At 50.4% G+C, this 14,185-nt stretch carries 13 protein-coding genes and 2 rRNA genes (1 of these 15 only partly in view); 7 read left to right on the forward strand and 8 right to left on the reverse strand.

Features of this window, described 5'->3' with window-relative positions; genetic code table 11:
- From N7E73_RS16510 to N7E73_RS16525, 4 genes are all read left to right on the forward strand, one after another.
- Positions 1 to 533, forward strand: a 23S ribosomal RNA gene (locus N7E73_RS16510); it begins 2,400 nt to the left of the window's first position.
- A 96-nt stretch (positions 534 to 629) separates the two neighbouring features.
- Positions 630 to 744, forward strand: a 5S ribosomal RNA gene (gene rrf / locus N7E73_RS16515).
- A gap of 308 nt (positions 745 to 1,052) precedes the next feature.
- Positions 1,053 to 2,858, forward strand: a complete 1,806-nt coding sequence (locus N7E73_RS16520) for an SLC13 family permease (RefSeq protein ID WP_432736020.1) — start codon at positions 1,053 to 1,055, stop codon at positions 2,856 to 2,858.
- A 208-nt stretch (positions 2,859 to 3,066) separates the two neighbouring features.
- On the forward strand, positions 3,067 to 4,353 hold the full coding sequence (locus N7E73_RS16525) for a response regulator (protein ID WP_432736022.1): 1,287 nt from the start codon (positions 3,067 to 3,069) through the stop codon (positions 4,351 to 4,353).
- A gap of 187 nt (positions 4,354 to 4,540) precedes the next feature.
- Here N7E73_RS16525 and N7E73_RS16530 read toward each other — a convergent pair whose 3' ends face one another.
- The 5 genes from N7E73_RS16530 to N7E73_RS16550 form a co-directional block, all read right to left on the reverse strand.
- Positions 4,541 to 4,978, reverse strand: a complete 438-nt coding sequence (locus N7E73_RS16530; RefSeq protein ID WP_432736023.1) for a PaaI family thioesterase — start codon at positions 4,976 to 4,978, stop codon at positions 4,541 to 4,543.
- A 220-nt stretch (positions 4,979 to 5,198) separates the two neighbouring features.
- Complete coding sequence (locus tag N7E73_RS16535; RefSeq protein WP_432736024.1) at positions 5,199 to 6,512, reverse strand: TRAP transporter large permease; 1,314 nt, start codon at positions 6,510 to 6,512, stop codon at positions 5,199 to 5,201.
- Position 6,513: 1 nt separating this feature from the next.
- On the reverse strand, positions 6,514 to 7,002 hold the full coding sequence (locus N7E73_RS16540) for a TRAP transporter small permease (protein WP_432736026.1): 489 nt from the start codon (positions 7,000 to 7,002) through the stop codon (positions 6,514 to 6,516).
- A gap of 140 nt (positions 7,003 to 7,142) precedes the next feature.
- On the reverse strand, positions 7,143 to 8,153 hold the full coding sequence (locus N7E73_RS16545) for a TRAP transporter substrate-binding protein (protein WP_432736027.1): 1,011 nt from the start codon (positions 8,151 to 8,153) through the stop codon (positions 7,143 to 7,145).
- A gap of 38 nt (positions 8,154 to 8,191) precedes the next feature.
- Entirely contained in the window at positions 8,192 to 8,785 is a 594-nt protein-coding gene (locus N7E73_RS16550) for a TetR/AcrR family transcriptional regulator (protein WP_432736028.1), read from the reverse strand.
- Positions 8,786 to 9,224: 439 nt separating this feature from the next.
- Here N7E73_RS16550 and N7E73_RS16555 point away from each other — a divergent pair, with 439 nt between their 5' ends.
- Positions 9,225 to 10,583: a nickel/cobalt transporter gene (locus N7E73_RS16555; protein ID WP_432736029.1), complete on the forward strand. Its 1,359-nt coding sequence runs from the start codon at positions 9,225 to 9,227 to the stop codon at positions 10,581 to 10,583.
- 151 nt (positions 10,584 to 10,734) lie between these two features.
- On the forward strand, positions 10,735 to 11,409 hold the full coding sequence (locus N7E73_RS16560) for an HAD family acid phosphatase (protein ID WP_432736030.1): 675 nt from the start codon (positions 10,735 to 10,737) through the stop codon (positions 11,407 to 11,409).
- Positions 11,410 to 11,480: 71 nt separating this feature from the next.
- On the opposite strand, the gene N7E73_RS16565 is transcribed toward N7E73_RS16560, so the two are convergent.
- From N7E73_RS16565 to N7E73_RS16575, 3 genes are all read right to left on the reverse strand, one after another.
- Positions 11,481 to 12,392, reverse strand: coding sequence for an NAD(P)/FAD-dependent oxidoreductase (locus N7E73_RS16565; RefSeq protein WP_432736031.1), 912 nt, complete (start codon positions 12,390 to 12,392; stop codon positions 11,481 to 11,483).
- Between the two features lie 106 nt (positions 12,393 to 12,498).
- A complete protein-coding gene (locus tag N7E73_RS16570) occupies positions 12,499 to 13,260 on the reverse strand; it encodes an HD domain-containing protein (RefSeq protein WP_432736032.1) in 762 nt (253 codons plus the stop codon).
- 4 nt (positions 13,261 to 13,264) lie between these two features.
- Positions 13,265 to 13,591, reverse strand: coding sequence for an SHOCT domain-containing protein (locus N7E73_RS16575; RefSeq protein WP_432736033.1), 327 nt, complete (start codon positions 13,589 to 13,591; stop codon positions 13,265 to 13,267).
- A 154-nt stretch (positions 13,592 to 13,745) separates the two neighbouring features.
- On the opposite strand from N7E73_RS16575, the gene N7E73_RS16580 reads away from it, so the two are divergent.
- Positions 13,746 to 14,153: a response regulator gene (locus tag N7E73_RS16580; protein WP_432736034.1), complete on the forward strand. Its 408-nt coding sequence runs from the start codon at positions 13,746 to 13,748 to the stop codon at positions 14,151 to 14,153.
- The last annotated feature ends 32 nt before the right edge of the window (positions 14,154 to 14,185 follow it).

Raw genomic sequence — 14,185 nt, forward strand, 5'->3', positions numbered from 1 at the left:
GGAACGAAAGTTGGTCTTAGTGATCCGGTGGTCCCGCATGGAAGGGCCATCGCTCATAGGATAAAAGGTACGCCGGGGATAACAGGCTGATCGCATCCAAGAGTTCACATCGACGATGCGGTTTGGCACCTCGATGTCGGCTCATCACATCCTGGGGCTGAAGCAGGTCCCAAGGGTTCGGCTGTTCGCCGATTAAAGTGGTACGCGAGCTGGGTTTAAAACGTCGTGAGACAGTTTGGTCCCTATCTACCGTGGGCGTAGGAGAATTGAAAAGGGTCTGCCCCTAGTACGAGAGGACCGGGGTGGACGAACCTCTGGTGTTCCTGTTGTCGCGCCAGCGGCATAGCAGGGTAGCTATGTTCGGAAGGGATAACCGCTGAAAGCATCTAAGCGGGAAGCCTGCCTTGAGATTAGTTCTCCCTATGCATCAGCATCTGAAGATTCCAGGTAGACCACCTGGTTGATAGGCCGGAGGTGTAAGTGTGGTGACACATTCAGCTGACCGGTACTAATAAATCGTGCGACTTATCTTTCTTCTCTTCCCTATAACTTTAACCCCACCGGTTAAGGTTATAAGGACCCCCTATCTGACATATATTTCGGTTGGAAACCCCAACCAACATATTTGTCCTTGCGACCATTGAGGAGAGGTCACACCCGACCCCATTCCGAACTCGGAAGTTAAGCTCTCCATCGCCGATGATACTGCCAGGTAGCTGGTGGGAAAGTAGGTCGTCGCAAGGACTTTTTTGTTTCCAAAAAAGGCCCTTGCCCATTCAAGGGCCTTTTTCGTTTGCCCCGTTTTTGTTTTCCCGACCGAATTTTAAAAGCCCGTACAATTCATGGAGTTGTGCGGGCTTTTGGCGTTTGGGGGGATCGGTGGTATGTGGTTGTTTCTGCGCTGGATGTGATGATATGGTTGGAGGTCAGATACCGATAGATTACAGAATCGGCTGATAAAAATTATTTTCTCGAAGCAGGTATTAGGGTATAATTTAGATTAGGACTGTCTGACAGCACATCAACGTAAAGAAAAGGAAATTTTTTTCGCTATGGTCATTACCCCCGATATTCTACTCGTTCTCGGCGTTCTTCTTCTCGTGATTATGTGTTTTGTTTTCGAATGGGTGCGCGTAGACATGGTCGGGATAATGGTTATGGTTTTCCTGCCTCTGCTTGGACTGGTTACGCCTGAGCAGGCTATCAGCGGATTGAGCAGTAATGCCGTGGTCTCAATCATTGGGGTAATAATTATCGGGGCCGGGCTTGATAAAACCGGGGTTATGAACAAACTCGCTCAATTCATTCTGCGTTTCGCCGGAAAAAACGAGCACAAGATTACATCCATGGTTGCCGGTACTGTAGCCTTAATCTCCGGCTTTATGCAGAACATCGGTGCTGCAGCCCTGTTTATGCCGGCTGCGAAGCGAATTTCATCCCAGACCGGGGTTCCGGCCTCCCATATTCTCCTGCCCATGGCTTTCTGCGCAATTATAGGGGGAACCCTTACGCTTGTTGGGTCCAGCCCTTTGATTCTTCTGAATGATCTGCTTACGGTCAGGGGCGTTACTTACGATCATTTCGGGATGTTCAGCATGACTCCCATTGGAATTTTGCTGGTAATTTCGGCTCTTCTCTATTTTTCCCTGATGGGTAAGTGGATTCTTCCGAAGTGTCCGCCCCAGCCCTTGAACTGTCTGCTTTCTCCTTTGCTGGACAAAACTTATCATGACGTGGGGCAGCTTTACGAAATGGAGATTCCTACCATGGGTTTTGAGGAGAAGTCTCTTGATGAGCTGCAAATTCGTTCCGAGTATGCCTGCTCGGTTCTGGCCACGTATAATCCGATCACCCACAAAAGAAACAATGCTCCCCGCCCTGAAGACACACTGTGTCCCGGAGACCGGATTGCAGTGATAGGTGAGGCCAGATTCATTGAGCAGCTCGCCGCCGATTTCGGCTGGACTTATACCGATGAACTCAAAGTTTTTGCTGATGAGCTTTCGGCTGCAAATTCAGGGATAATGGAGGGAATCGTTACGCCCAGGTCTCGGCTAATTGGAAAGACTATTCACGATATTCAGCTGCGTAAGCGGTACGGGCTGGTTCCGCTGGCGGTTTATGTCGGGCACGAAGTCATCATCAGCGATCTTTCGAATATTGTTGTTGAGGAGGGCAATGCCTTTCTTCTTCATGGCAAGTGGAGCGCGTTCCACCAACTGAAGGCCCAGCACGATTTAGTATTTACTGAGCCTGTTCAGGGCGAACTGATGCGCGAGGACAGGGCCCGCTGGGCAGTGGGAACTCTCATCGTGACAATGTTCATGATTCTCATCCTTGATATCCGGCTTTCAATTGCTCTTTTATTCGGCGCGATGAGTATGATCATCGGAAAAGTCCTGACTCTTGATGAAGCTTACTGCTCGGTTGACTGGATGACTGTTTTTCTGCTGGCAGGACTGATTCCCCTCGGGCTTGCTTTCGAGAATACCGGAGCGGCAAAGCTTATTGCCGACATGATGATGAATGCTGTGGGTGTTCCTACCCCCACGGTTCTGCTTATCTGTATTGCGGTGCTGACTTCATTTTTTACGCTCTTTACCTCCAATGTGGGAGCTACGGTTCTTCTGGTCCCGTTGTCGATGAACCTGGCACTGTCCTGTGGAATGGACCCGCGTGTGGCAGCCATGACTGTTGCACTTGCTGCGTCGAATACATTTGTACTTCCAACTCATCAGGTAAATGCATTGGTGATGCGTCCGGGCGGGTTGAGGGCTGTGGATTATCTGCGTGCCGGATCAGGGATGACCCTGATTTTTCTGGCCGTGCTTGTGGCGGGAATGAGGTTGTTTTTTTGAGTATGAAAAGTTGTTGTGTGTCTGAATAAGAGGGGTTCTGGGGGCTTGACGCAGCTCATCCATGTCGAGTAACTAAGGTAAAGGATAATCAGTATTACTGTTGGTCGTGAAGGTAGCTGTTCGTTAGTCTTGTGATACCGTCAATGCAAAGGCGCAGGCTGCAATCATGGTTGTCCTGTAATTTAACTTAAAATAGTCGGGATGGAATATGTCTAAAGAAGCTTCTGCAGTTGGATCGGATCGTCCTTCTAAGGTTCTGGTTGTTGAAGATAGTATTACTTTTTCCGGTATTCTGAAAAGAAGCATTCAGGACAAGCTTGATGTTGAGGTTGTTGTGTGCCCTGATTATGCCCAGGCCAAGGAGTGTCTGGAGCGTTCGGCCGGTGAGTTTTTTATGGCCCTGCTTGATATTGTTCTTCCGGATGCACCGAATGGGGAAGTTGTTGATATGGTTGTCGCTTCCGGAATTCCTTCCGTTGTTTTCACAGGTGAAATCAGTGATGCTTTGCGTTCATCCATGTGGGCAAAACGAATCATAGATTTTGTTCCGAAGGGTAACTTTGATGATATTCAGCATGTCGTAACTGTTGTGGACAGGCTGCGCAAAAATATTTTCAAAAAAGTGCTGGTAGTAGATGATTCCAGTACCAGCCGCTCTCTGTGCAGGGAACTGCTGCAGGCATATAATTATGAAGTTGTTGAAGCTGCAAATGGGCGTGACGCTTTGAGCCTCGTGAAAAACGGTGATGTTGATCTGGTTATATCGGATTGTTACATGCCCAAGATGGATGGCCCGGCTTTTGTCAAAGAGGTAAGGAGATCATATTCCAAGGCAAAGCTCCCGATTATCGGTTTTTCCGGTTCCGGAGGAGCAAGCACCTCTGCTGAATTTTTGAAAAGCGGTGCAAACGATTTTATCACCAAGCCTTTTGTGCCTGAAGAGTTCTATTGCAGGGTTTCCAATACTGTTGATACGGCAGAGTATATCAAGACAATCACTTCGATAACTGACAATGATTCACTGACAGGTCTGTATACGCTTAACTCGTTTTATAAATACGGCGAAAAATTGTTTGCCCAGCAGAAACGCTCTCAATCGAGCCTAGTATCCGTTTTGATTGATATTGATGGTATCGGTGAATTGAATGATAAGTATGGCCCTCTGATCGGTGATGACATAATCAGGCAGGTCGGTGGGATTCTTCGTAATCGTTTCCGTATGGGTGATGTTGTCAGCCGGTATGGGGCCGATGTTTTTTGTATACTCTGTGCTGATATGAAGCTTGAGCATGTTGATAATGTCTTCCATGAACTGGCAGATAAGATAGCAGCAACCAGATTTGTGGATGATAATGACGACGTCAGAGTGACAGTAAGTATCGGGATCAACACCCAGGTAAAAGAATCACTGGAGAAAATGGTTCTGGAGGCCCGGAAAGTTCTTCTGGAAGCAAAATCAAATGGGCCGGGAAGCGTGTTCTCCAACCATGTATAGTCTTGTCTGAATAAGGATTATTCCAGGCAGTAGATTCTTTTTTGAAATTAAATGAAGCCTCAATATCCTTCGGGATATTGAGGCTTCTTCTTTTTTTGCAGTTGAAGTTGCTTATGCAGGTATAGAACAACGGGCTGAAAAGGTTTTTTTCTCAACTTGCCGTGAAACTGGAAGTTTTCGCAGTCGCCTAATCTTCTGAAACTTTCCTTACGTTATAGACAGCACGGCCTTCGGCAATGATCACGTCCGGTTCAGAGGCGGAGAAAACAATAATCTGGGTGTTGCCGACCCGGTTGCCCAGCAGCTTTACCCGTGCTTCGGCAATGATGTCTTCAGGCGGGGCGGGGCGCAGGTAGTCCACCCGCATGTCTATTGTTGCGACCCGGTCATTCACATCCCCGGAAGCCCAGACGGCTGTTCCGCCGCAGGTGTCTATCAGCATGGAGATGACTCCGCCGTGCAGTGCCGGACGGCGGGCGTCGCCTATAAATTCCGGACGGTATGGCAAGCGCAGTCTTGCGTAGTTTTTGCCTGCACATTCAACCTTCAGCCCAAGGAAATGATCAAAAGGTATCTTTTTCTCGATTACTTCCTTGATATCTATTTTTTCCTTCTCTTCATTCATCTGTCCCTCCCGTTTGCCTTTCCGGTTTTATGATGTTTTCGGTATTGATACTTGCGGATGCTTGAAGATTGTTCACGCACAAAGAAGGCCGCAGTTCTGCCAAACGATGGCATAACTGCGGCCTGTCCGTGGATATTTTTACGCTGCGGAAAGCAAGACGCTTACCGGTATGCTGCATCCTGTTTCAGTACATAGCTTCGGACTTTAAGACATCGCTTTCCTAATACATAGCTTCCGGAAGGAAGAGAATCAACTGCGGGAAGATGGCGAAAAGCACGATACCTACGATAATCGCCAGCAGGAAGGGCATGGTTCCCTTGAAAATTTCCTCCAGAGTGATGTCCGGGGCGAATTTCTGGGCCATGCCGTAAACCACGTAGACGTTGATCCCGACCGGCGGTGTGATTACCCCGATCTGGGTTACGAGCACGATAATGACCCCGAACCAGATCGGGTCGAAACCGAGGGTCGTAACAACCGGGTAGAATACCGGGATGGTCAGCATTATCAGGGCCAGCGCGTCCATGAAACATCCGCCGATGAAGTAGATGACCAGAATCATGGACATGATGATCAGCGGGTGCAGGTCAAAGGAGGCGGTCCATTCAGCCACGTTGAAGGGAATGCGGGTGACGGCCAGGAATTTGCCGAAAATTACCGCCCCGGCAACGAGAAAGAGCACCATGCAGGAAGTGCGCAGGGTCTCATAGAGCGAGTTGACGAAGGCCTGCCAGGTAAGCTGGCGTTTGATGATGCCCAGCACAAGGATGCCGAGCACGCCCACTGCCGCTGATTCGTTGGGGGTGAAAAATCCGAAGAACATACCGCCGATGACCAGCCCGAATACGGCGATGGTGTCGACCAGTCCTATCAGGGATTTTATTTTTTCGCCGAAGGAAAATTCTTCGCCCTTGGGTCCGAGCTGCGGGTTGCGGTGGCAGATGATGCCGATTGCCGCGATGAACAGCACTGTCAGCACCAGCGAGGGGATGATCCCGGCCATGAAAAGCGCGCCTATGGACTGCTCGGTAAGCACTCCGTAGACGATGAGCACGACACTCGGCGGCATGATCATGCCCAGTCCGCCACCGGATGCGACGGAACCTGCGGCAAGGGTGTTTGAATAACCGTAGCGTTTCATCTCCGGGATGCCGACGGTGGCCATTGTTGCTGCAGTGGCCGGGCTGGAACCGCATACGGAGCCGAAGGCGGTGCAGGCCGCAACGGTCGCCATGGCAAGTCCGCCCTGAATGTGTCCGAGGAAGTGGTAGGCTGTGCTGTACAGCTTGCGGCTGATTCCGCTGTTGAAGGCCAGCTGGCCCATCAGTATGAACAGCGGGATGGTGGAAAGGCTGTAGGATGAAAAAGTATCATAAAAACTGCGCGAAAGCAGGTTCATGCCGCCTTTGAGCGAGATGAGCATGGAGAATCCGCCTACGCCCACAAGGGTCATTACATATGCCACGGGCATGCGTGTCAGGAACAGGGCCAGCATGACGAAGACGCCGATGATTCCAATGGTGGTCGGTTCCATTCTATTCCTCCACTGCGAGGAGCATGACCAGCTCCTTGATGATTGTGAGGGTGAAACAGCCGAAACCGAAGGCCAGAGCGAAAATGATCAGGTCGGTGGGCAGTTCGAGGGTCATGGAAACCTCGCCGGATTCGCGTATGCTGCATCCGTACAGGTAGAGCCTCCATGTCACCGTGCCGAAGAGTGCCGCGCTGATGGTGTTTGTGGTTATTTTGAGGGCGCGGCGGGCGCGTTTGCCGAGCTTGCTGTAAAGAAATTCCACACCGATGTTGCTTCCCTGGGAATGCGTGTATCCAAGGGCCAGGCCTGTGGTCAGCACCGCCAGAATCGTAACTATTTCCTCAACCCCGAAAATGGGCGAACCGAACACACCTCGCGAAATGATGTCCGCCCCGGTCAGCAGGGCCATACCTATCAGACAGACTGCGGCAATGTTTTTCAGTACCGCTTCCAGTCCGTCCACCAGACCAGAAAATTTAAAACTGCTCACAACTCACTCCAATCTTTAATGCTCGCCTTTATTCAATCTTCATCTTTCACTGCCAACAGTATATTACTGCCGTCTAAAAAACACTTTTCCCCCGCCGAGCAAAGCAGGGCGGGGGATGATAATTTTATGTTATCGAGAAGCTACTGAACTTTGTTAAGTGTTTCAACGGTAAAGTCCAGAATCTCTTTGCCGTTGAGTTTTTTGCTGTTAGTCGCTTCTACGTATTCATCCATCATGGGAGCTGCTTTATCCTTCCAGCGTTTGCCTTCTTCTGCGCTCAGTTCGATGAACTGTCCGCCTTTTTCTGTCAGGAATTCGCGACCGATTTTGTCGCTTTCATCCCATGCCTGAGCGTGTTTGGCGGAGAATTCCTTGTTCAGGGCCATGATTGCCTTCTGGTCCTGTTCGGAAATAGCATTCCACTTGTCTTTGTTCATAACTACAAAGAAGGTGGTGGTGTAGCCGACGGGGTAGTCAAGGGTGCAGAAATCCACTACCTCACCCATTTTCCAGCCCTTGTTGGTTTCCATGGGATAGACACCTCCGTTTACTACGCCTTTGCGGATGGCCTGATAGGTGTCGGGCATGGACATGGCAACAGGAGCAGCGCCGAGTGCCTTCAGAAGCTGGGCGGAGTTACCGGTTCCGCGGAGTTTCATGCCCTGAATGTCTTCGAGGGTCTTAACCGGCTTCTTTGCTGTGAAGAGCAGGCCGGGACCGTGGGCATGGAAGAACATGACTTTTACGTCATCAAGCTCAGCAGGCTGAAATTTTTCGTATACGGAGTTGGCTACAGTGGTTGCTGCAACACCGGATTTGTAGCCGAGGGGCAGGTCGACAGCCGCCATGGTGGGGAAACGTCCGCGGGAATATGCGAGTGCGGACATGCCGATATCGGAAAGGCCTTCCACTACGCCGTCATAGCACTGCTTGGCCTTGGTCAGTGTTCCACCGGGAAAGTATGCGATGGTCACGCGGCCTTCTGTGCGTTTGGCAACCTCATCGGCCCACTCCTGAGCCAGCTTGGACTGGACATGGGTCGGCGGGAAGAAGTTGGAGTAGGTCAGGTTGACTGATTTAGCGCCTGCGCTGAGTGGCATAGCCACCATGCAGACTGCTGCTGCCATGACGGTGAGTAAAAGCTTTTTCATAGTGCCTCCGATTTTATGAAAAATTCAAGCCTGTGATATCAGGCTTTTTTGAGTCCATTGGTGAGCGCCAGAGTGACTGCCGCCTCGCGAATATCCTTGAAGTTCACAATGCCGGTTTCAAGTGCGCTTTGGACCATGAATCCTTCAAAAAGGACCGTGTTGAAGGCACCGATTTTTTCCGGCGGGTAGTCGGTCTCTATGTAACCTCGCACCAGATCGGCAAAGACGTCCTCGGAAAGCCTGTACTGACTGAGGCTGAGGTCTTCACGAAGTTCAGGTATGCGCGCGGCATAGACCGTGAATTCCAGAAATACTTTTGCCCAGTTCCTGTCACTGACAATGTTTTCCAGAAAATCCCAGATGATGTGCATCACTTCTTCAAGTGTCTCGGCCCGTTCTAGGCGATCATCGCGGGAGTTGCGGTAGCTGGTCAGCTTGTCTTCGACGATTTCCAGAAACAGTTTGTCCTTGCTCACCCAGTGGCGGTAGAAACTGCCCTTGGCGTACCCGGCATGTTTGGTTATTTCGGCCACGGTTGTTTCCATGTAACCTTTCCGGCCGAAAAGCTCATTGGCTGCCGCCATGAGTTCATGCTTGGTCTGCTGTGATTTTTCCTGTTGTTTTCTGGCCATTTGAAGTGCTGCTAAACGGTTTTGCGACCTCCGGTCATAAAGTGACCGATGGTCACTTTTGTGGCTTATAGCTGTGCGAAAGTCTGCTGTCAATACGATTGTCACAAACAGATGACTTGTCAGCGACGGAGGTAATTATCAATATGCTTGGCATGGCGTGCGAAGTCTGGGAATATGTGGCACATATTTATCGATTGCAGGCAGTTGTTTCAGTCTAAGGGACAAGATTTCGGCCCGGATATCTCATTGCGGAATGAACCCGGCGATCTTCTGAGGGGCAACGGCAAGGCTTTTGATGAAATGTGTTGGTTCATGGAATTGTTCATTGTACCGTATAAAACGGCGAAGCCATACTAAAAGATTTTAAGCCGCCGGAGGCTAAATCAAACTGTCAAAAGCACAAAGCGCATCAAATGATATTTGAGTGAGAAGTAATTACGTGAAAAATGTTTTTGCCATACTGGCGTTTCTGATCAGCTGCCAGACATGCGTTATCGCGCACGCACATCCTCTTGGTGAGGTGGTGCAGGAGACAACGGTCATGAATGAGGGGGCGCGGCTTCTGATAGCTTACAATACCGCTATTGGTCCTTCCATTACCGCCACGCTTATTCCTGATGCCGACAATGACGGGAAGGTTTCATCTCTGGAGGAGGCAAAGCTGTCCAAGGCGATAAGCGCAATTCTGCTTCCGAACCTTGAAATTCACCTTGATGATCGGCTTGTGACCCCGGAACTCTATTACGATTCCGTTTCCCCGGCTCCCGGTGGTTATAATAACGGGCTCCGGTCCAATCTTGTGTATTCGGTCCCGCTAAGCGGCGAGGACGCGTCCAAGCATTATCTGCGGTTTTCCGATCATAATTTCAGGGCTGGTGAGTTGAAATGGCTTAAGTGGAAAGTTCAGGCCGATCCCAGATTCAGCGTGGTACGAACCTCCCCTGATTCGCGTGAATTGAATTACCAGTTCTTTTTCAAATCACTGGATGAGCGTGACGGAGAGATACCGGACTCCGGCCTGACTGGCGGAAATTCCCTTCGCCCAGAGCCGAAGGAGGACCCCAGCCAGGCCGCGCTCAAGGAATACCTTTCACGGGAGAATCTGGGGACCGGAGCAGCCCTGTTTGCTCTGGGACTGGCTTTTGTGCTGGGCATGGGCCACGCTTTGAGCCCCGGGCACGGTAAGGCCATGGTAGCGGCGTATCTGATAGGCCGCAGCGGGCGCATCCGGGATGCCTTCACACTGGGGATAATCGTGACCATAACCCATGTTGCCAGCGTGCTTGTGCTTGGAATCGCGGCTCTGCTGCTGTCCCGCTATTTTCTTCCGGGTGATCTTTATCCATGGCTTGGAGCGTTTTCCGGTGCCCTTGTCTTCGTGGTTGGCTATCTTATGCTGGCAAGGAGGGCGGTGCACCATCATCACCATCACGAGCATCACCATGATCATTCCGACAGGAACGGGGCGGTCTCGTGGTGGTCCATGCTCAGTCTGGGCATAGCGGGCGGAATGGTTCCGTGTCCAACGGCACTGGTGGTGCTGCTGGCCTCGGTTGCATTCGGCAGGATTGTGTTCGGGCTGCTGCTCATTTCCGCTTTCAGTCTCGGCCTTGCCGCTGTACTTATCATCATCGGAATCCTGACCGTGCGGGCTTCCGGGCTGACCGAGAAGTTTTCCGGTTCCCGCAGGTGGATAGAAAATCTGCCGGTGGCAAGTGCCGGACTTGTTATGCTGGCCGGTATAGCCATCGCCTTGAATGCCCTGATTGCCGGGGGAGTGATTCGTTTGTCTCTGTAAGATGCATGGCTACTGAGTTTGGACTAAATTTTTAATGATGTCTCCGGCGCACTTTTAGCCAGTCCAATCCCGGTGCCTCTTGTCCTGCCTTATGTAGTTATGGTATTCCCTTGTAATCAAATGAATTTAATTGTTAGAGAGGGCTGATATCATGAAATTGCGCCTGATGTTGGTAGTTGTACTTTTATGCTTTGCCGGGTGTGTTTCCGGCAAAAAGGATTATGTGAAAGCTTCCGATGGGCCGATCCCCTTGCCGCAGGCACGGGCGGAGATCATAAAATACTATGATGGCGGTGATTACCTTAAGGATGCAGGTGTCAGGGCTAAAACTGTTGCCGAAGCCGCGGACAAGGCTCTGGCGGATAAGGTCAAATATCCTGCCGTGGTCATGGTTGTTGAGGACGTTCTGCTGTCCACTTACCCGGCGCGCAGGAAACAGGGCTTTTCCGATAATTCCGAAGCACGCAGGGAACTGGATTCCCATGTTATCCTGAGCGCACTTCCGGCAGTGGAGCCTTCGGTTCAGTTGTTTGAATCTCTTCTGGCCCGTAACATTCCGGTCTTTCTGGTCTCGTATCAACCAGAGGACCTGCGTATTTCAGTGATGGAAAATCTTTCCAAAAGCGGTTTTTCGGGCTGGAAAAAGCTGTTCATGAAACCGTCCAAGTACCCGGAGGACAGGAATTTCTGTGAAGAGGTACGCAGGGGGCTTGTTGATTCCGGGTTCAATATCATAGCCACGGTAGGTGTCCTTGCGGAGGATGTGGCAGGGGAACAGAAGGGGGTTGCTGTTCTTTATCCAAACTATATCTACGATAGGCGCTGAACTCTTTACCTATTTCATAAAAAAGTCCGGTTCCTTGTGCTAAGGGACCGGACTTTTTTCGTGTTTTTCGATCAGGTTTTTCTGACGTATTTGGCGGCACTGAGTCCGGCTACGCAACCTTCTCCGACGGCTTTAGCCATCTGGAGCGGAGGTCCGCAGATGTCTCCGGCAGCAAAAATTCCGGGTACGTTGGTGCGCTGCTGTTTATCCGTTTCAATGAATTTCATTGATTCGTCAAGCTGGATGCCGAGTTCGGAGGCGAGAGACATTACGCCCTTGGCACCGAGCTCGATGAATACTCCGGTCACGGCAAGTTTTTCGCCGGTGTCGAGAACCAGCCCGTCCACGCCGCTGTCTCCGGTTATTTCGGTGACTTCAACACCTTCATGAATAATGATGTTTTCGGTCTTAAGGCGTTCCAGCAGTTCCGGTGCAAAGTTGAATTCCTTTGCGATGAGATGGATTTTGGAGGCGATGTGCGAGAGGTGCAGTGCACCGCCTGCGGCAGCGCTTTCCCCTCCTACGATGGCAACCTCTTCACCTCTGAAGAAGTTCCCGTCGCATTCAATGCAGTAGCTTACACCTTTGCCGAAGAGGTCTTTTTCTCCGGGAACACCAAGCTTGTTGCGGGTTGTTCCGGTGCAGATGATAATTGCTTTGGTCTTGAACTGTTTTGTTTCAGTATCGATTGTAAACCCGTTCCCGTCTGGTGACATCAGGTCCGGGGTTTTGATTTTCAGGACATCTTCGTTGAAGAAAACCGCTCCGAAGCTTTCGGCTTGCTGCTGACCTGTTCTGAGGATCTGCTCCCCGGATATTTCAAGTGTGCAGCAGAAGTTTTCAATGTGCGCCCACCAAAGGCTGCTCTTGTCGTTTTTTCCTAAAATCAGGACCTTGAGTCCTTTTCTGGCGGAATGGATTGCAGCTTGCAGGCCTGCGGGTCCTGCTCCCAGGATGATGATGTCATAGTTGGTTTCAGTCATTTCCTGCTATCCGTTATGAGGTTGAATGAGTTGGTGATAACTCATAAAGTAAGATTCATCCTTAAAAAGACAAGCAATGCCTGAAACGAGTATCCCACAAAAACGGTCAAGAGTTAAGCTGTTCCATGATGGGATCGTAAAGATTTGTTATCCTTTCCGTGTCGGGCAGTTGTGAGAACAGCAGATCCACATGTCCGAGGGATTTCATCTGCTGCCTTGACCATCTGAAATTCAGGTCGTAGGCCCAGCTGAGGATAAGCAGTCTGAAGTCATTGACGCTCTTCATATCAAGGTAGTTTGCCTGCTGACCATTTTCGATGGATTGCAGGACCGGTTCGCTGACAAGGCCCGGTATGTCCTTGAGCCCCATGAGCGCTACGTTGCTTTCAGGGCGGATGTCCTGCATATGGGAAAGCAGTATCTTGATTATATCAACTTTGTCCGAGTCCCTGACTATATCCGTTGCCAGACGGATTTCCGGCGCTAGTTTTTCAGGCAGCTGCCTTCTGTTATGCAGGGCAATGGCTGCCAGAATGTTCTTGCGTCTCGCCGGAGACAGGGATTCCAGCAGGTGGTGGCGCAGTATGGTCCGCACTCCAGTTGTTGCGTGGTTGCAGGAGTCCGCGTCTCGGAAAGTCCCGTATTTTTCAAACTGGGGAAAGCGTCCGGTGTCATGAAACAGTGCAGCAATCTGGACCGTTTCCGCCTGCTCTCCGGTCAGGTCGATGGATTCGCAGATGGCGCAACTGTTTTTATACACTTCAAACGAGTGCATGAATTTAAGCTCAACATCGGCTTTCTTTTCCGGAGCGGCCTTTTGCAGATAAGGGGCGGTGAAGTCCCGGAATATTTGTTTGTATATTTCCATGCTCTTAGTGCATGATCCTTTTTTTCTTGAATTTGTAGTCAAGCTCGGAAATTTTACCGCTATTAAGTTCCTCTTCAAGATCCTGCAGAGCTTTTTCACGCATTTCAGCCGCTTCACGGTCAATTTCCGGGTCACGGAATTTTCCGTTGGGACCGAACAGCACTCGCAGGAAAATCAGAATAACACCGAGTATTGCGCTGACAAAGAGCATTTTAAGGGCTGAGGCCCAGAAATCTCCGTACCCCGGACCGAACGGCCAGTGGTCCCAGTGGGGGTTGCTTTCGTATTTGCCGACTATGAATGAAGCAATGGAAGAAACTGTTTCTATCATGAACTGATCCTGTGTTTTTTTGTGAATACGTACCTTTCATTTCCAGTCTCTGCAAGGAATTCCGCCGGGGTGAATAGTTTCATTGCGCTTGTATCTTTAGTTTTGCTGTGGTCTAATAATTAGAATAGTGCTCAAGCGAAGCAAGGGGTAATTTATGAGAATTCTGATAGCGGAAGATGAACTCGCCAGCAGAAAATATATGCAGCATGTTATGGACAGTTATGGCGAATGTGATTGCGCCGAGAACGGCACGGAGGCAGTGTCCATGTTCCGGACCGCCTTTGAAACCGGTTCAGGCTATGATCTCATCTGCATGGACATAATGATGCCGGGGATGGACGGGATAGAGGCCCTGAAAGAGATTAGGTCTTTTGAGCGTGAAATGGGCGTGGAGCCCCGCAAGGAGGCCCGAGTCATCATGACATCCGCCCTCGGTGATCCGGTCAATGTCATGGAGGCGTATTACCGGGGCGGTGCTTCGGTGTATCTTACCAAGCCTATTGAGATTGCCGACGTGCGCAACGCGATGGTCGAGTTGGGGTTTCTGAAAAAAAACAATTGATGATCACCGGTTTTTCTGGACAGGTCTCAATT

The organism is Maridesulfovibrio sp. FT414 (assembly GCF_050916235.1).
GTDB lineage: Bacteria > Desulfobacterota > Desulfovibrionia > Desulfovibrionales > Desulfovibrionaceae > Maridesulfovibrio.